19 protein-coding genes are annotated in these 15,860 nt (G+C 70.1%); 14 read left to right on the top strand and 5 right to left on the bottom strand.

Annotation, left to right across the window (positions count from 1 at the left end; all coding sequences use genetic code 11):
- Positions 1-153: 153 nt before the first annotated feature.
- Positions 154-561, bottom strand: coding sequence for a phage tail termination protein (locus tag IE237_RS04220; protein ID WP_189800387.1), 408 nt, complete (start codon positions 559-561; stop codon positions 154-156).
- Between the two features lie 275 nt (positions 562-836).
- On the opposite strand from IE237_RS04220, the gene IE237_RS04215 reads away from it, so the two are divergent.
- Complete coding sequence (locus IE237_RS04215; RefSeq protein WP_189800386.1) at positions 837-1,664, top strand: ATP-grasp domain-containing protein; 828 nt, start codon at positions 837-839, stop codon at positions 1,662-1,664.
- A gap of 61 nt (positions 1,665-1,725) precedes the next feature.
- Here the strand turns inward: IE237_RS04215 and IE237_RS04210 are convergent, their stop codons facing one another.
- From IE237_RS04210 to IE237_RS04200, 3 genes are read right to left on the bottom strand one after another with little or no spacing between them, the layout of a single operon-like run.
- Positions 1,726-1,938, bottom strand: a complete 213-nt coding sequence (locus IE237_RS04210; protein ID WP_189800385.1) for a hypothetical protein — start codon at positions 1,936-1,938, stop codon at positions 1,726-1,728.
- Positions 1,932-2,726 carry a hypothetical protein gene (locus tag IE237_RS04205; RefSeq protein ID WP_229842244.1) on the bottom strand — a complete coding sequence of 265 codons (795 nt, stop codon included), beginning with the start codon at positions 2,724-2,726 and terminating at the stop codon, positions 1,932-1,934. Before IE237_RS04205 ends, IE237_RS04210 begins: the two co-directional genes overlap by 7 nt.
- Positions 2,719-2,994, bottom strand: coding sequence for a WhiB family transcriptional regulator (locus IE237_RS04200; RefSeq protein ID WP_189800384.1), 276 nt, complete (start codon positions 2,992-2,994; stop codon positions 2,719-2,721). The genes IE237_RS04205 and IE237_RS04200 overlap by 8 nt, the downstream gene beginning before the upstream one ends.
- A 251-nt stretch (positions 2,995-3,245) precedes the next feature.
- Here IE237_RS04200 and IE237_RS04195 point away from each other — a divergent pair, with 251 nt between their 5' ends.
- From IE237_RS04195 to tuf, 5 genes are all read left to right on the top strand, one after another.
- Positions 3,246-3,695, top strand: a complete 450-nt coding sequence (locus IE237_RS04195) for a helix-turn-helix domain-containing protein (protein WP_189800383.1) — start codon at positions 3,246-3,248, stop codon at positions 3,693-3,695.
- 333 nt (positions 3,696-4,028) lie between these two features.
- Complete coding sequence (rpsL, locus tag IE237_RS04190; protein ID WP_003948652.1) at positions 4,029-4,400, top strand: 30S ribosomal protein S12; 372 nt, start codon at positions 4,029-4,031, stop codon at positions 4,398-4,400.
- A 2-nt stretch (positions 4,401-4,402) separates the two neighbouring features.
- Positions 4,403-4,873: a 30S ribosomal protein S7 gene (rpsG, locus tag IE237_RS04185; RefSeq protein WP_015035567.1), complete on the top strand. Its 471-nt coding sequence runs from the start codon at positions 4,403-4,405 to the stop codon at positions 4,871-4,873.
- Between the two features lie 39 nt (positions 4,874-4,912).
- Entirely contained in the window at positions 4,913-7,042 is a 2,130-nt protein-coding gene (gene fusA / locus IE237_RS04180; protein WP_189800382.1) for an elongation factor G, read from the top strand.
- 152 nt (positions 7,043-7,194) lie between these two features.
- Positions 7,195-8,388: an elongation factor Tu gene (gene tuf / locus IE237_RS04175; protein WP_041662773.1), complete on the top strand. Its 1,194-nt coding sequence runs from the start codon at positions 7,195-7,197 to the stop codon at positions 8,386-8,388.
- A 147-nt stretch (positions 8,389-8,535) separates the two neighbouring features.
- On the opposite strand, the gene IE237_RS04170 is transcribed toward tuf, so the two are convergent.
- Positions 8,536-10,509: a PIG-L family deacetylase gene (locus IE237_RS04170; protein WP_189800381.1), complete on the bottom strand. Its 1,974-nt coding sequence runs from the start codon at positions 10,507-10,509 to the stop codon at positions 8,536-8,538.
- A 200-nt stretch (positions 10,510-10,709) separates the two neighbouring features.
- Between IE237_RS04170 and IE237_RS04165 the strand changes: the two genes are divergently transcribed.
- From IE237_RS04165 to rpsS, 8 genes are all read left to right on the top strand, one after another.
- Positions 10,710-11,072 carry a YciI family protein gene (locus tag IE237_RS04165; RefSeq protein WP_189800380.1) on the top strand — a complete coding sequence of 121 codons (363 nt, stop codon included), beginning with the start codon at positions 10,710-10,712 and terminating at the stop codon, positions 11,070-11,072.
- Positions 11,069-12,310, top strand: coding sequence for an RNA polymerase sigma factor (locus IE237_RS04160; protein ID WP_189800379.1), 1,242 nt, complete (start codon positions 11,069-11,071; stop codon positions 12,308-12,310). The genes IE237_RS04165 and IE237_RS04160 overlap by 4 nt, the downstream gene beginning before the upstream one ends.
- Before the next feature lie 431 nt (positions 12,311-12,741).
- Complete coding sequence (gene rpsJ, locus IE237_RS04155; RefSeq protein WP_003948644.1) at positions 12,742-13,050, top strand: 30S ribosomal protein S10; 309 nt, start codon at positions 12,742-12,744, stop codon at positions 13,048-13,050.
- 13 nt (positions 13,051-13,063) lie between these two features.
- The gene (gene rplC / locus IE237_RS04150; protein WP_030687820.1) at positions 13,064-13,708 is read left to right on the top strand and encodes a 50S ribosomal protein L3; all 645 of its coding nucleotides are present in this window, start codon (positions 13,064-13,066) and stop codon (positions 13,706-13,708) included.
- A 7-nt stretch (positions 13,709-13,715) separates the two neighbouring features.
- Positions 13,716-14,366: a 50S ribosomal protein L4 gene (gene rplD, locus IE237_RS04145; RefSeq protein WP_189800378.1), complete on the top strand. Its 651-nt coding sequence runs from the start codon at positions 13,716-13,718 to the stop codon at positions 14,364-14,366.
- On the top strand, positions 14,366-14,689 hold the full coding sequence (rplW, locus tag IE237_RS04140; RefSeq protein ID WP_024755407.1) for a 50S ribosomal protein L23: 324 nt from the start codon (positions 14,366-14,368) through the stop codon (positions 14,687-14,689). The genes rplD and rplW overlap by 1 nt, the downstream gene beginning before the upstream one ends.
- Before the next feature lie 40 nt (positions 14,690-14,729).
- Positions 14,730-15,566: a 50S ribosomal protein L2 gene (gene rplB, locus IE237_RS04135; RefSeq protein ID WP_030208986.1), complete on the top strand. Its 837-nt coding sequence runs from the start codon at positions 14,730-14,732 to the stop codon at positions 15,564-15,566.
- Between the two features lie 12 nt (positions 15,567-15,578).
- On the top strand, positions 15,579-15,860 hold the full coding sequence (gene rpsS, locus IE237_RS04130) for a 30S ribosomal protein S19 (protein WP_015035577.1): 282 nt from the start codon (positions 15,579-15,581) through the stop codon (positions 15,858-15,860).

The raw sequence follows: 15,860 nt of genomic DNA, 5'->3' as shown, positions 1-15,860 counted from the left end.
TGGGGTGGGGTGGGATGACCGCCCTGGACATCGGGTCCGGGTACGGCAAAGGCCCCGCCGGACGGCGAGGCCTGGTCTGTGGGTGAGCGCCCGTCAGGGAGCCGTGCGGGCTCGGGGGCGCTCAGGGGCGGAGAGGCGCCCGGGGGAGCGGGCTCAGAAGACGTTCAGCGAGAGCTGGATGACGCAGAGGTAGCGGTTGGCGCCCCGGTAGAGGTAGTCGGGCATCCAGCGCGGCCCGTCCTGCTCCTCGACGTCGCTGACGAAGGTGGCGCCGAGCTGCTTGCCGATGGTGGCGAGCAGCGCCCGCCGGGCGGCGTTGGCGAGGACGTGGGCCGCGTTCTTGGTCGGCCCGTACACCTCGAACTCGACCAGCGGCTTGTCGACGTGCAGGTCGCCGATCCAGGCGCCGCCGCGGCGGTTCACCAGGACGGCGTTCTGCGTGCCGTCGAAGCCGGCCGGCGCCTGGACGGCGACCGTGATCCCGGCCAGGGCCGGGTCGGCCTTGAGGACGTCGACGACCAGCTTCTCGACGTCCGGGAACGCACTCGGGGGAGTGGTCATGACGGTTCTCCTCGGAAGGGGGGAGCGGGACGGGTGGTGCGGGGTGCCGTCCGGGGCGCTCGACGCGGGGGAGGGGCGGGGGCGCGGAGCGCTCCCGGACGGCGGACGGCGGAGACTGCGGCCCGTCTCGCGGGCACAGCTCCGCCGCTGCACCAACTGTGACAGGGAGCGTGCGCGCACGCAACTAATTCGGAGGCGGTCTTCCGTACGGCCCGGCGAGCGGCCCCCCGGGCACCCCTCGATAGGTTGGCGGCACCCGACCCAGGAGCCGCCCCGTGTCCGCCCGCCCCCGACTGCTCTACGTGACCGACCTCGCCTACCCGGCCCGGGGCCGGCGCTACTGCGACGAGGACATCCACCTCACCGCCCGGCTGCGCGCCGACTTCGACCTGGCGCTCTGTCACCCGCTCGACGCCGCCGCCCTCATGGACGCCTTCGACGCCGTCGTCGTCCGCAACAGCGGCCCGGTCCTCGGCCACCAGGAGGCGTACGACGCCTTCCGCGAGCGGGCGACGGCGCTCGGCACCCTCGTCTACAACCCCCTGCACGGCCGCGGCGACATGGCCGGCAAGCAGTACCTCCTTGACCTGACGGCCGCCGGGTACCCCGTCATCCCCACCGTCGACCGGGCCGAGGACCTGCACCGCCTGCCCGAAGCGGCCGCGTACGCGGTCAAGCCCAAGGCGGGTGCCGACTCCATAGGCCTGCGCTTCCTGGCGTACGAGGAGCTCGCCGGCCTTTCGTACGGCGAGCTCCTCGTCCAGCCGCGCGTCGACTTCCGGTACGAGGTCTCCTTCTACTTCGTCGACGACCGCTTCCAGTACGCCCTGTACGCCCCCGACCCCGAGCGCCGCTGGGTCCTGGAGCCGTACGAACCGACCGCCGACGACCTCGACTTCGCGCGTCGCTTCATCGACTGGAACACCCTCGACCACGGCATCCAGCGCGTCGACGCCTGCCGCGCCCCCGGAGGCGAGCTGCTCCTCGTCGAGCTGGAGGACCTCAACCCGTACCTCTCCCTGGACCGCGTCCCCGAGCCGGTGCGCGAACGTTTCGCCGACGCACTCGTCCGCTCCCTCCGGGCCTTCCTGAAGGCCTCCTGACGGAACGGCGAAGCGCCCCGCGTCCGGAGGGACGCGGGGCGCTTCAGGAGAGGCGGCGGGATCAGGCCGTACGGGGGCGGCGGCGGGCCAGCCGCTCCGCCGCGAAGACGTCCTCCAGGCGGAAGAGCTGGGCCCGGCCGGCCCGGCCCGCCGCCCGCAGATGGCCCAGCTGGACCCACTTGCGGATCGTCGCGGGCGCGACGCCCGCCTCCACGGCGGCCAGCGGCCCCGGGATCAGCGCCGGAAGGGCGGGCAGTGCGGGCGAGCTCAGCATGAGGTCTCCTTCGTGTCGTCCATCGCCGCCCGGATCTCCTCGGTACCGGTCCCCGAGGCCTCCGACAGCTCCTCCCACTGGCCCTCCGGCCACAGGTGCCGGTACGCGGGGTCGTCCTGGCAGCCGCACGCCGCGTCCGTGCAGACGCACGCCGGGTTCACGCACAGCACCGCCCGCCGGTCCGGGAACGCCCGCAGCGACACCGAGTCGCACCAGGGGCAGCGGCCCGTCACCCGCACGACCGTCTCCGCGTCGCCGAGCGTCCGGGCGCACCGGCGGGCCATCCGCCGGATCTCGTCCCGGACGTGCCGGGCGAGGTCCGGGTGCCCGGCGACGGTGTCGAGCAGCCCGACGATCCGGCGCAGCCGCTCGATCACCCCGGCCCGGCGCGGCCGCGGCAGCGCGAGACGGGCGCAGACCGCCTCCTCCAGCTCCACCACGCCGTCGGTGATGTCCCGGATGGCGTCGGAGATGTGCAGCCGGATCGGGGCGGCGCCGTGCCCGGGGACGGACAGGCCGTGGCGCTGTTCGAGGAGCAGCGCCTCGCGCCGCTCCTCGCGGATGAGCTCGTCGCGGCCCGGGTGCGGGGCGGTGGGCGCGGTGCCGGCGGGGGAGCGGCGGCCGGGCGCCAGCTCCTCCGACAGCTCGGGGAACTGCCGTACGAGAGAGGCCGTCCAGAGCGCGATGTCCCGCAGGACGAGCTCGACGGTACGGGTGGCGGCGGACGCTGCCGCCGGGGCGACGGCGGTGCGGTGGGCGCCGGTGGTGTCCTCGGTGCGGTCAGCCACGGCGGCCGCTCCCCGCCGCCGCGACCGCCTTCGCGACGCGCTGGGCGTCCGCCGGGCGGCCGTTGCGCCAGAGGCGGCCCGCGCAGACGCCGTCGAAGTAGCTCTCGGCCGGGGCCACGGCGGACTCGCACTCGCGGCGCACGGGGCAGTCGGCGCAGGCCCGCAGAGCCGGGGCCGCCTCCTTGGCGCGGCGGGCGAAGACGACGGACGGGGAGAGGCCGGCGCACGCGGCGGAGGCCTGCCAGGGGGACGGGTCGGGATGGAACAAGGGAGTTCTCCACGGTCCGGGGCCCGCCCGGGCCCATGGGGCCGATGGGGCTCCTGTGGCTCGGGGGGCCGACGAGTGCGGCGGCGAGCCAGACTTACACGTTGCGTGCGAGCGCGCAACAAAATTCGACACCCCCGTGAACTGGTCTTCACCGATTCGACACGGTTGCGTGCCCGAAAGCACGTAATTCTGTGCGCGCAAGCACGCTAAGGTATGGGATCCGAAGGGTGGGGAGCGAGGAGCGGTACAACATGAGCACTCAAGGGCTCGACGAGTTCGCAGGCTGGGTCGAGGGCCTGATGCGGGCGCGCGGATACGACATCGACAGCCCCCGCGGCGGCGGGAAGTCCCGCATCGCGGACGAGGCCGGAGTGCACCGCGCCGCCGTCACGCGGCTGCTGCAGCGGCAGAGCATGCCGGACCTGGAGACCATGCGCCGGATCGCGCCCCTCCTCGGGGTGTCCGTGCGCGACATGCTGATCCGGTCCGGCCGGGTGACCCCCGAGGAGCTTCCGCTGGCGGCGGACCTGCTGCCGCCCAACGACTGGCAGCCGACCATGGAGGACTTCGCCCGCTGGCTCGGCGTCCCCGACGAGCGCCTGGGCGTCTTCGTCAAGGTCGTGAACCAGTTCCTGGAGCCCGACGCCGAGGGTGCCGACGCCCCCGCCGCCGCCGAGTCGAGGCGTACCGCCCGCGACTGACCGCGACCGGCCGCCACCGCCCGCGACCGGCGGCCCTCCCCGGGGTGCCGGAACGATCCGCCCTGGTCCCGGCCCGCTCCGGCCGGGACCACGTGCGCGTGGGCATTTGTTTTGACCGGAGTCCATGCGATAGGTACGCTCATGCCTTGTGCCTGGGGTGTGCCTGGGCTCCCGTGCGTGTCCTCAACCGCACGGCGAGTCATATATCGGCCACCGTGATCCGCGCTTTTTCCGCCCCTGGCGGAGGTCCGCGAGATTCGACACACCCGACCGCGTGGGTCGGTGAATGTTCCAGGTTAGTTTTACCGACGGCACACAGAAACCGGAGAAGTAGTGCCTACGATCCAGCAGCTGGTCCGTAAGGGCCGGCAGGACAAGGTCGAGAAGAACAAGACGCCCGCACTCGAGGGTTCCCCTCAGCGTCGCGGCGTCTGCACGCGTGTGTTCACGACCACCCCGAAGAAGCCGAACTCGGCCCTCCGTAAGGTCGCGCGTGTGCGTCTGACCTCGGGCATCGAGGTCACGGCCTACATCCCGGGTGAGGGTCACAACCTGCAGGAGCACTCCATCGTGCTCGTGCGTGGTGGCCGTGTGAAGGACCTGCCGGGTGTTCGTTACAAGATCATCCGCGGTTCCCTCGACACGCAGGGCGTCAAGAACCGTAAGCAGGCTCGCAGCCGCTACGGCGCCAAGAAGGAGAAGTAAGAATGCCTCGTAAGGGCCCCGCCCCGAAGCGCCCGGTCATCATCGACCCGGTCTACAGCTCTCCTCTTGTCACCTCGCTGATCAACAAGATCCTGCTGGACGGCAAGCGTTCCACCGCCGAGCGCATCGTGTACGGCGCCATGGAGGGTCTTCGTGAGAAGACCGGCCAGGACCCGGTCATCACGCTGAAGCGCGCTCTCGAGAACGTCAAGCCGGCCCTCGAGGTCAAGTCCCGCCGTGTCGGTGGCGCCACCTACCAGGTGCCGATCGAGGTCAAGCCGGGCCGCGCGTCCACGCTGGCCCTCCGCTGGCTCGTCGGTTACTCCCGCGCCCGTCGCGAGAAGACCATGACCGAGCGCCTCATGAACGAGCTCCTCGACGCCTCCAACGGCCTCGGTGCTGCCGTCAAGAAGCGTGAGGACACGCACAAGATGGCCGAGTCCAACAAGGCCTTCGCGCACTACCGCTGGTAGTCGCAACCCACATCGAGACCGAGAGAAGACTGAGCCGATATGGCTACCACTTCGCTTGACCTGGCCAAGGTGCGCAACATCGGCATCATGGCCCACATCGACGCGGGCAAGACGACCACCACCGAGCGGATCCTGTTCTACACCGGTGTCTCGTACAAGATCGGTGAAGTCCACGACGGCGCTGCCACGATGGACTGGATGGAGCAGGAGCAGGAGCGCGGCATCACGATCACGTCTGCCGCGACGACCTGCCACTGGCCGCTCGAGAATGTCGATCACACGATCAACATCATCGACACGCCGGGCCACGTCGACTTCACCGTCGAGGTGGAGCGTTCGCTGCGCGTGCTCGACGGTGCTGTCACCGTGTTCGACGGTGTGGCCGGTGTCGAGCCCCAGTCCGAGACTGTCTGGCGTCAGGCGGACCGCTACGGCGTCCCGCGCATCTGCTTCGTCAACAAGCTCGACCGTACGGGCGCCGAGTTCCTCCGCTGCGTCGACATGATCGTGGACCGCCTCGGCGCCGTCCCGATCGTCATGCAGCTCCCCATCGGTGCCGAGATGGACTTCCAGGGCGTCATCGACCTGGTCCGCATGAAGGCGCTTGTCTGGTCCGCCGAGGCCAGCAAGGGTGAGATGTACGACGTCGTCGACATCCCGGCGGACAAGCTCGAGCAGGCCGAGGAGTACCGCGCCAAGCTCGTCGAGACCGTCGCGGAGAACGACGAGGAGCTCATGGAGCTCTTCCTCGAGGGCGTCGAGCCCACCGAGGAGCAGCTGTACGCGGCTGTCCGTCGTATCACCATCGCGTCCGGCAAGGGCAACGGCGAGAAGACGGTCACCCCCGTCTTCTGCGGCACCGCGTTCAAGAACAAGGGCGTCCAGCCCCTGCTCGACGCTGTCGTCCGTTACCTCCCGTCGCCCCTGGACGTCGAGGCCATCGAGGGCCACGACGTCAAGGACGCCGAGCTCGTCGTGAAGCGCAAGCCGTCCGACGACGAGCCGCTGTCGGCGCTCGCGTTCAAGATCGCGAGCGACCCGCACCTCGGCAAGCTCACCTTCGTCCGGATCTACTCCGGTCGCCTGGAGGCCGGCACCGCGGTGCTGAACTCCGTCAAGGGCAAGAAGGAGCGCATCGGCAAGATCTACCGCATGCACGCGAACAAGCGTGAGGAGATCGACTCGGTGGGCGCCGGCGACATCGTCGCCGTCATGGGCCTCAAGCAGACCACCACCGGTGAGACGCTGTGCGACGACAAGAACCCGGTCATCCTGGAGTCCATGGACTTCCCGGCGCCGGTCATTCAGGTCGCCATCGAGCCCAAGTCCAAGGGTGACCAGGAGAAGCTGGGTGTCGCCATCCAGCGTCTCGCGGAGGAGGACCCCTCCTTCCAGGTCCACTCGGACGAGGAGACCGGCCAGACCATCATCGGTGGTATGGGCGAGCTTCACCTCGACATCCTCGTCGACCGTATGCGTCGCGAGTTCAAGGTCGAGGCGAACGTCGGCAAGCCGCAGGTCGCGTACCGCGAGACGATCCGCAAGGCCGTCGAGCGCGTGGACTTCACCCACAAGAAGCAGACCGGTGGTACCGGTCAGTTCGCCAAGGTGCAGATCGCGATCGAGCCCATCGAGGGTGGCGACGCCTCCTACGAGTTCGTGAACAAGGTCACCGGTGGCCGCATCCCGAAGGAGTACATCCCTTCGGTCGACGCGGGTGCGCAGGAGGCCATGCAGTTCGGCATCCTGGCCGGCTACGAGATGACTGGCGTCCGCGTCATCCTTCTCGACGGTGCCTACCACGAGGTCGACTCCTCCGAGCTCGCGTTCAAGATCGCCGGTTCGCAGGCCTTCAAGGAGGCCGCGCGCAAGGCTTCTCCCGTCATCCTTGAGCCGATGATGGCCGTTGAGGTCGTCACGCCCGAGGACTACATGGGTGAGGTCATCGGTGACATCAACTCCCGCCGTGGCCAGATTCAGGCCATGGAGGAGCGCAGCGGCGCCCGCGTCGTGAAGGGCCTCGTGCCGCTCTCGGAGATGTTCGGCTACGTCGGAGACCTCCGCAGCAAGACCTCGGGTCGCGCAAGCTACTCGATGCAGTTCGACTCCTACGCCGAGGTTCCGCGGAACGTCGCCGAGGAGATCATCGCGAAGGCCAAGGGCGAGTAACTCTTCCGAGTTCACGCTTTAGGCTTGACACCAGTCGCCGGGGCTCAGCCCCCCGAAACCCGAGGGATCGGGCCCCGGTTTACTGGCATCCCAGCAAAGATCACCTGGCGCCGATGAAGCAAGGCGTTCAGAACCACTCCAGGAGGACCCCAGTGGCGAAGGCGAAGTTCGAGCGGACTAAGCCGCACGTCAACATCGGCACCATCGGTCACATCGACCACGGTAAGACGACCCTCACGGCCGCCATTACCAAGGTGCTGCACGACGCGTACCCGGACCTGAACGAGGCCTCGGCCTTCGACCAGATCGACAAGGCTCCCGAGGAGCGCCAGCGCGGTATCACCATCTCGATCGCGCACGTCGAGTACCAGACGGAGTCGCGTCACTACGCGCACGTCGACTGCCCCGGTCACGCCGACTACATCAAGAACATGATCACGGGTGCGGCGCAGATGGACGGCGCCATCCTCGTGGTCGCCGCCACCGACGGCCCGATGCCGCAGACCAAGGAGCACGTGCTCCTGGCCCGCCAGGTCGGCGTTCCGTACATCGTCGTCGCCCTGAACAAGGCCGACATGGTGGACGACGAGGAGATCCTGGAGCTCGTCGAGCTCGAGGTCCGTGAGCTCCTCTCCGAGTACGAGTTCCCGGGCGACGACCTGCCGGTCGTCCGTGTCTCGGCGCTCAAGGCGCTCGAGGGCGACAAGGAGTGGGGCGAGAAGCTTCTCGGCCTCATGCACGCCGTCGACGAGTCCATCCCGCAGCCCGAGCGTGACGTCGACAAGCCGTTCCTGATGCCGATCGAGGACGTCTTCACGATCACCGGTCGTGGCACCGTTGTCACCGGTCGTATCGAGCGTGGTGTCCTCAAGGTCAACGAGACCGTCGACATCATCGGCATCAAGACCGAGAAGACCACCACCACGGTCACCGGCATCGAGATGTTCCGCAAGCTGCTCGACGAGGGCCAGGCCGGTGAGAACGTCGGTCTGCTCCTCCGTGGCATCAAGCGCGAGGATGTCGAGCGCGGCCAGGTCATCATCAAGCCGGGTTCGGTCACGCCGCACACCAGCTTCGAGGCCCAGGCCTACATCCTGTCGAAGGACGAGGGTGGCCGTCACACCCCGTTCTTCAACAACTACCGCCCGCAGTTCTACTTCCGTACCACGGACGTGACCGGCGTCGTGACCCTCCCCGAGGGGACCGAGATGGTCATGCCGGGCGACAACACCGCCATGACCGTCGAGCTGATCCAGCCCGTCGCCATGGAGGAGGGCCTCAAGTTCGCCATCCGTGAGGGTGGCCGGACCGTCGGCGCCGGCCAGGTCGTCAAGATCAACGCCTGATCTTGAACTGACCTGGTGGCTCGCAGGAGCCGCTGAGCAGTGAGGGAAGGCCCCGCACCGAAAGGTGCGGGGCCTTCTCGCGTTCCCGGGCTGTTTCCTCCGGCCGTCGTCCGCGGGGTGCTACGGGCGTCAGGAACCCGCGGGGTCCTACGGGCGCCAGGACCAGGGGTGGCTGTCCGCGCCCAGCCCGACCACGGTCGCTCCGCGCGCGCCCAGGTGGAGCGCCGCCGCCACCGCGGGCCGTCGCAGCGTACGGAGCCGGCCACCGGCCCTGAGCGCCACCCGGCCCTGCTCGTCCGTGCCGAGCAGGACGGTACCGAGCGCCGGGGACCGCGCGGCGACGACGCCCCCGTACCCGTCGAGACCCGCGTCGCCGTCCGGGCCGGTCAGCCGTGCCACCGCCGGCGCCCGGTAGAGGAGCTCACCGCCCGCGCTCGCCACCGTGGAACCGGAGAGCGGCAGCGGAGCCGGCCGCGGGACCCCGTCCACCCAGTGCCGTACGGACTCCCGCCCCGCCGCGTACACGTGCACCCGGCCGGCCGCGTCCACGGACACCGCCAGACCGTCCTGGACCTCCGCGTCGCCGGGCAGCCTCCGCCAGGGGGACCAGGAGCCGTCCGCCGCCCGCACCCGCGTCGAGACGCCCTTGTCCGCGTTCCGTACGAAGAGGTGGACCCGGCCGTCGGGAGCGGCCACCGCCACCGGGGCACCGATCCGGCGCCCCCGGTCGTCCCCGCGCTCCGGGTTCCCCAGGCCCCGCCAAGCCAGGAAGCCGCCGCCGGGGGAGCGCTGCTCCAGGAGCACCACCTCGCGCCGGTCGGCCCCGCCGTGTCCGTCGAGGGCGGCGAACCGCACCCCGAGGAGCAGCACCCGGCCGTCGCCGAGCACCGCCGAACCGAGCGCAGGCGCGAGCGGGCCGCCGCCCAGGTCCACCGGCTCGCCCCAGACGCCGGGCGCGGACTCCCGCCAGCGGACCGCGCGCAGCCCGAGCACCCCGTACGCGGCGAGGCGGCCGCCGGGCTCCTCGGCGAGCGCCGGGCCCGCGCCCGGCCAGCGGTGGTGCGTGGAGCGCACCCAGCCCTTGCGGTTGGTGAGCGGCCGGTCGCCGCCGACGCCGTAGTCGCCGCAGCCCGAGGGGTTGCCGCACTGCCAGGAGGGGCTGCCGCCGTACGGGACGAGCCGGGCCGCCTTCCCCGCCAGGACCTCCGGCGGGAGGTTCTTGGGCCAGTGCCGGTTGTAGTAGCCGCGGAAGGCGGTGGTCGTGAACGCCGGTATCGGCTCGCCGTCCCGGACCGCGTCGCTGACCCAGCGGCACAGCGCGGCCCAGGTGAACGAGGCGACCGCCGTGTGGTCCCCGTGGTCCGCGTAGCCCGGCTGCTCGGAGTCCCGCCTGCGGGTGGCCTCGTCGCCGAGCTGGATGTCGGGGTCCGGGTCCAGGGTGTGCACGACCGTGGGCCGGTAGCGGCGCAGCAGTCCGGCGAGGACGGCGACCAGCCGGTCGTAGTCGTAGGTGTCGGAGCGGGTGACGGGGGAGCCGGCCGACAGATGGGTGCGCAGTTCCAGGGCCCGGTCGTGCCAGAGCGCGGGCACGGCCATGTAGCGGCGGCTGGTGTGCATCGGCAGGTTGAGGAAGACCAGCTCGATCCTGTGGGCGCCGCGCGTGAGCGTGTCGACCTCGGCCCGCCGCCCGCCGGGGAGCGTGAGGACCTCCCGCCGCCACGGCGTGAAAGCGGGCAGGCCGAGGGCCACCGCGTACGACTGGCGCAGGCCCTGGTGGCGGGCGGCGGAGTAGGCGGCCCGGTCCGGGGGAGTCTCGGGCATCCCCGCGATCCGGTTCCGGCCGGTGTGCTCGCCCGCCGTCACGTACACGGAGACGAGCGGGACGCCCGCGTCGAGCAGCCGCTGCGTGTCGGGGTTCATGAAGTACAGGTCGTCGTCCGGATGGGCGGAGAACTGCATGAGCAGCGTCCGCCGGGCCCGCGCGGAGGCGATCGGCCTGCCGGGCGCGGGATCGGCGGTCGGCGCGGTCCGGCGCGGCTCCGGGACGGAGCACCCGGCGGCGGCCGAGGTGACCGCGAGGGCGGCGGCGAGAACCGTCCGCCGACGGGGAGGAGTGTGCACGGCAGGGCCCTTCGCTCAATCGGTCGACTGGAAGACGGATTTGCGAGAGGGGCGGTTGTGCGCCGGGCGGGGCGGCCGGGGAGGATCCCCGGAAAAGATCTCCGACATTCGTGCGGGCGGATGTCGAGAGAGCGATCCTGGTTCCGACCGAAGGGTGACAGCGCGCCACAGGGGCGGGCGGGACGGGGAGGACACCCGAGATGAAGTACGTCGCGATGATCTACGGCAACCAGGCCAAGTGGGACTCCTTCCCGGCCGAGGCCTGGCCCGAGGCGATCGCCCGGCAGGAGGCCTTCAACCGGAAGTACCGGGAGAGCGGCGAGCTGATCGGCGCGTACGGCCTCGCGGACGCGGCCGCCGCCCAGCTCGTGCGGCGCGAGGGCGGGGCCCCCGCGGTCACCGACGGCCCGTACCTGGAGACCAAGGAGTACCTCGCCAGCTTCTACCTGCTCGACTGCGAGAGCCTGGAGCGGGCCCAGGAGATCGCCGCGGACATGCCCTTCGCGGACGTCGACCCCGTCGAGCTGTGGCCGGTCCTGCACGAGTCCGCGGCGGACGTGTGACCGGCCCGCACGAGGTCGAGGACCTGCTGCGCGCGTACGCGCCGCAGGTCCTCGGCGCGCTCGTCCGCCGATACGGCGACTTCGACCTCTGCGAGGACGCCGTCCAGGAGGCCCTGATCGCGGCGGCGCAGCAGTGGCCCGGGCAGGGGGTCCCCGACCACGCGCGCGCGTGGCTGGTGACCGTGGCCCAGCGCAGGTACGTCGACCACGTGCGCAGCGAGGCCGCGCGCCGGCGCCGCGAGGACGCCGTCGCCCTCGCCACCCCGGACTCCGAGCTCCTCGCGCACGCCGCCGACGACGAGTCCGGCACCGACCGGGACGACTCCCTGTCCCTGCTCTTCCTCTGCTGCCACCCGGACCTGTCGCCGCCCAGCAGGATCGCGCTCACCCTGCGCGCCGTCGGCGGCCTCACCACCGCGCAGATCGCCGCCGCCTTCCTCGTGCCCGAGCCGACCATGGCGCAGCGGATCAGCCGGGCCAAGCAGGTGATCAAGGCCGGCGGGCTGTCCCTCGCGCAGCCCGAGGGCGAGGACCGCACCGCCCGCCTCGCCGAGGTGCGGCACGTGCTCTACCTCGTCTTCAACGAGGGCTACACGGCCAGCGCAGGGGACGCGCTCACCGCGCCCGAGCTGTCCACGGAGGCGATCCGGCTCGCCAGGATGCTGCACCGGTTCGTCCCCGACGACACCGAGACGGCGGGCCTGCTCGCGCTGATGCTGCTCACGGACGCCCGCCGTCCGGCCCGCACGGGCCCGCGCGGGGAACTCGTACCCCTGGCGGAGCAGGACCGGGGGAGCTGGGACGGCGGGCTGATCGCCGAGGGCGTGGAGCTGATCAGCCGCACCCTGCCGCAGGGCCGGGTCGGCCCGTACCAGATCCAGGCGGCGATCGCGGCCGTGCACGACGAGGCGGGGTCCGCCGAGGCCACGGACTGGCCGCAGATCCTCGCCCTGTACGAGCTGCTGGAGGGCACCGGGCCGAACCCGATGGTCACGCTCAACCGTGCCGTCGCCGTCGCCATGGTCCATGGCCCACGGGCCGGTCTGGAGCTCCTGGACGGTCTCGCGGCGGACCGGCTGCTCGCCCGGAACCACCGCCTCCTCGCGACCCGCGCGCACCTGCTCGAACTTCTCGGCGACGGGGAGGGGGCGGCCTCCGCCTACCGGGAGGCGGCCCGGCACACGACCAGCGCCCCCGAGCGGCGTCATCTGACGGAGCGGGCCCGGCGTCTGGGGTGACGGGGGAGAAGGGGCGCGCGCGGCAGGCGCATGCGCCCCGGCGCATGGCCGTACGTGACGTGGGGTACAGTCTTCGCCCCCGATTGGCGGCCGCAAGGCCCCGTATGGCAGACTGTCCAAGTTGCTCGGTTGAGTGCCGATGCTGCGCGCCTCCCGTCGGGAGGACCGGAAGCGAGTCCCACAGTACTCGTCGCTCCTTCTCAGGAGCGGACGTACGGGAATCTTCTGGGAAGCGTCAGCGGGGTGCCGACCAGGCACCCGGTGGGTGTTTTCCCCCCGGCCTGCGGTCATGGCGACCGTGCCCCCTTGGTTGGGAGATCCCTAGGGATCTCTGCGTAGAGGGAGTGCGACACGCCCGACCGCGTGGGTCGGAGGAAAACGGAAACGCACCGGGTTCCAGAGCGTTACGAGACAAAGGACTACTAGTAGCCATGGCGGGACAGAAGATCCGCATCCGGCTCAAGGCCTACGACCACGAGGTCATCGACTCCTCGGCGAAGAAGATCGTCGAGACGGTGACTCGCACTGGTGCGTCGGTCGCAGGCCCGGTGCCGCTGCCCACTGAGAAGAACGTGTACTGCGTCATCAAGTCGCCGCACAAGTACAAGGACTCGCGCGAGCACTTCGAGATGCGCACGCACAAGCGCCTCATCGACATCCTCGACCCCACGCCGAAGACGGTTGACTCGCTCATGCGCCTCGACCTGCCGGCGGGCGTCGACATCGAGATCAAGCTCTGAGGTGACGCGCGAGATGGCTAAGAACATCAAGGGCATCCTGGGCGAGAAGCTCGGCATGACGCAGGTCTGGGACGAGAACAACCGGGTCGTCCCGGTGACCGTCGTCAAGGCCGGCCCGAATGTCGTGACCCAGGTCCGTACGAACGACGTCGACGGCTACGAGTCGGTCCAGATCGCCTTCGGCGAGATCGACCCGCGCAAGGTGAACAAGCCCCTCAAGGGCCACTTCGCCAAGGCCGACGTCACCCCGCGCCGCCACCTGGTGGAGCTCCGCACCGCTGACGCCTCCGAGTACACGCTCGGCCAGGAGATCACCGCCGAGGTCTTCGAGGCCGGCGTGAAGGTCGACGTCACCGGTAAGAGCAAGGGCAAGGGCTTCGCCGGTGCGATGAAGCGCCACAACTTCCGTGGTGGCAAGGCCTCGCACGGTGCCCACCGCGTGCACCGCAAGCCCGGTTCGATCGGTGGCTGCGCCACCCCGGGCCGTGTCTTCAAGGGCATGCGCATGGCCGGTCGCATGGGCAACGAGCGTGTGACCACCCAGAACCTGACCGTCCACGCCGTTGACGCCGAGAAGGGTCTGCTGCTCATCAAGGGCGCCGTCCCCGGCCCCAACGGTGGCCTCGTCCTGGTCCGCACTGCGGCCAAGGGGGTTTGAGGAACCGATGAGCACCATTGACATCCTTTCGCCGTCTGGCGACAAGGCCGGGACCGTCGAGCTCCCCGAGGAGATCTTCGGCGCCAAGGTCAGCGTCCCGCTGATCCACCAGGTCGTCGTCGCGCAGCTGGCCGCGGCCCGTCAGGGCACGCACAAGACCAAGACCCGTGGCGAAGTCCGCGGTGGTGGCAAGAAGCCTTACCGCCAGAAGGGCACCGGCCGCGCCCGTCAGGGTTCGACCCGCGCCCCGCAGTTCGCCGGTGGTGGCGTCGTGCACGGTCCCGTGCCGCGTGACTACTCGCAGCGGACCCCGAAGAAGATGAAGGCCGCCGCCCTCCGCGGTGCCCTGTCGGACCGGGCGAACCACTCCCGCATCCACGTCGTCACCGGCGTGGTCGAGGGTGGCATCTCCACCAAGGCCGCCAAGACGCTGTTCGGCAAGATCTCGGAGCGCAAGAACCTGCTCCTGGTCGTCGAGCGCTCCGACGAGGCCGCGTGGCTGTCCGCTCGTAACCTGCCCCAGGTGCACATCCTGGAGCCGGGCCAGCTCAACACGTACGACGTGATCGTCTCCGACGACGTGGTCTTCACCCAGGCCGCCCTCGAGTCCTTCGTGTCTGGCCCCCAGACCGCTGAGACCGAAGGGAGCGACGCCTGATGACTGAGGCCGTCGTCACCAGCAAGACCTTCTCGGACCCGCGCGACATTCTCGTCAAGCCGGTTGTCTCGGAGAAGAGCTACGCACTGCTGGACGAGAACAAGTACACGTTCATCGTCGCGCCTGGCTCCAACAAGACCCAGATCAAGCAGGCCGTCGAGGCGGTCTTCTCGGTCAAGGTCACCGGGGTCAACACGATCAACCGCCAGGGCAAGCGCAAGCGCACCAAGGCCGGTTTCGGTAAGCGCAAGGACACCAAGCGCGCCATCGTGACCCTTGCCGAGGGCAACCGTATCGACATCTTCGGCGGTCCGACCGCCTAACGGCGGTCTGGATCGTCCGGAATCGGACGAGGACTGAGAAATGGGAATCCGCAAGTACAAGCCGACTACGCCGGGCCGTCGTGGCTCCTCCGTAGCCGACTTCGTCGAGATCACGCGGTCCACGCCGGAGAAGTCGCTGGTCCGCCCCCTGCACAGCAAGGGCGGCCGTAACAACACCGGTCGTGTGACCGTCCGTCACCAGGGCGGTGGCCACAAGCGCGCCTACCGTGTGATCGACTTCCGTCGTCACGACAAGGACGGCGTGCCGGCCAAGGTCGCTCACATCGAGTACGACCCCAACCGCACCGCGCGCATCGCGCTCCTCCACTACGTGGACGGCGAGAAGCGCTACATCATCGCCCCCAAGGGTCTGACCCAGGGCGACCGCGTCGAGAACGGCCCGGGCGCGGACATCAAGCCCGGCAACAACCTGGCGCTCCGCAACATCCCGGTCGGTACCACGATCCACGCGATCGAGCTCCGTCCCGGTGGCGGTGCCAAGTTCGCCCGCTCGGCCGGTGCCTCCGTGCAGCTGCTGGCGAAGGAGGGCACGATGGCCCACCTTCGTATGCCGTCCGGTGAGATCCGTCTCGTCGACGCCCGCTGCCGCGCCACCATCGGCGAGGTCGGCAACGCCGAGCAGTCGAACATCAACTGGGGCAAGGCCGGCCGCAAGCGCTGGCTTGGCGTTCGCCCGACCGTCCGCGGTGTGGCGATGAACCCGGTCGACCACCCGCACGGTGGTGGTGAGGGCAAGACCTCCGGTGGTCGCCACCCGGTCTCCCCGTGGGGTCAGAAGGAGGGTCGTACTCGTTCGCCGAAGAAGGCTTCGAACAAGTACATCGTCCGCCGCCGCAAGACGAACAAGAAGCGCTAGGAGCGGGTTTAGATGCCGCGCAGTCTCAAGAAGGGACCCTTCGTCGACGGCCACCTCGTCAAGAAGGTGGACGCCCAGAACGAAGCCGGTACCAAGAACGTCATCAAGACCTGGTCCCGTCGCTCGATGATCATCCCGGCCATGCTCGGCCACACGATCGCGGTGCACAACGGCAAGACCCACATTCCGGTGTTTGTCACCGAGTCGATGGTCGGCCACAAGCTCGGCGAGTTCTCGCCGACGCGCACCTTCCGGGGTCACGTGAAGGACGACCGGAAGTCGAAGCGCCGCTAG

Origin of the sequence: Streptomyces tanashiensis (assembly GCF_014648895.1) — a bacterium.
GTDB classification, from domain to species: Bacteria; Actinomycetota; Actinomycetes; order Streptomycetales; family Streptomycetaceae; genus Streptomyces; species Streptomyces tanashiensis.
Note: the sequence above shows the minus strand (reverse complement) of the source record. Positions and strands in the feature narration are given on the sequence as shown.

What these genes read in the sequence shown, in the direction of transcription:
- IE237_RS04220 (WP_189800387.1), bottom strand. Translation starts at nt 561, where the DNA reads ATGACCACTCCCCCGAGTGCGTTCCCGGACGTCGAGAAGCTGGTCGTC.
- IE237_RS04210 (WP_189800385.1), bottom strand. Translation starts at nt 1,938, where the DNA reads ATGCTGAGCTCGCCCGCACTGCCCGCCCTTCCGGCGCTGATCCCGGGG.
- IE237_RS04195 (WP_189800383.1), top strand. Translation starts at nt 3,246, where the DNA reads ATGAGCACTCAAGGGCTCGACGAGTTCGCAGGCTGGGTCGAGGGCCTG.
- rpsG (WP_015035567.1), top strand. Translation starts at nt 4,403, where the DNA reads ATGCCTCGTAAGGGCCCCGCCCCGAAGCGCCCGGTCATCATCGACCCG.
- fusA (WP_189800382.1), top strand. Translation starts at nt 4,913, where the DNA reads ATGGCTACCACTTCGCTTGACCTGGCCAAGGTGCGCAACATCGGCATC.
- IE237_RS04165 (WP_189800380.1), top strand. Translation starts at nt 10,710, where the DNA reads ATGAAGTACGTCGCGATGATCTACGGCAACCAGGCCAAGTGGGACTCC.
- rpsJ (WP_003948644.1), top strand. Translation starts at nt 12,742, where the DNA reads ATGGCGGGACAGAAGATCCGCATCCGGCTCAAGGCCTACGACCACGAG.
- rplC (WP_030687820.1), top strand. Translation starts at nt 13,064, where the DNA reads ATGGCTAAGAACATCAAGGGCATCCTGGGCGAGAAGCTCGGCATGACG.
- rplD (WP_189800378.1), top strand. Translation starts at nt 13,716, where the DNA reads ATGAGCACCATTGACATCCTTTCGCCGTCTGGCGACAAGGCCGGGACC.
- rplW (WP_024755407.1), top strand. Translation starts at nt 14,366, where the DNA reads ATGACTGAGGCCGTCGTCACCAGCAAGACCTTCTCGGACCCGCGCGAC.
- rplB (WP_030208986.1), top strand. Translation starts at nt 14,730, where the DNA reads ATGGGAATCCGCAAGTACAAGCCGACTACGCCGGGCCGTCGTGGCTCC.
- rpsS (WP_015035577.1), top strand. Translation starts at nt 15,579, where the DNA reads ATGCCGCGCAGTCTCAAGAAGGGACCCTTCGTCGACGGCCACCTCGTC.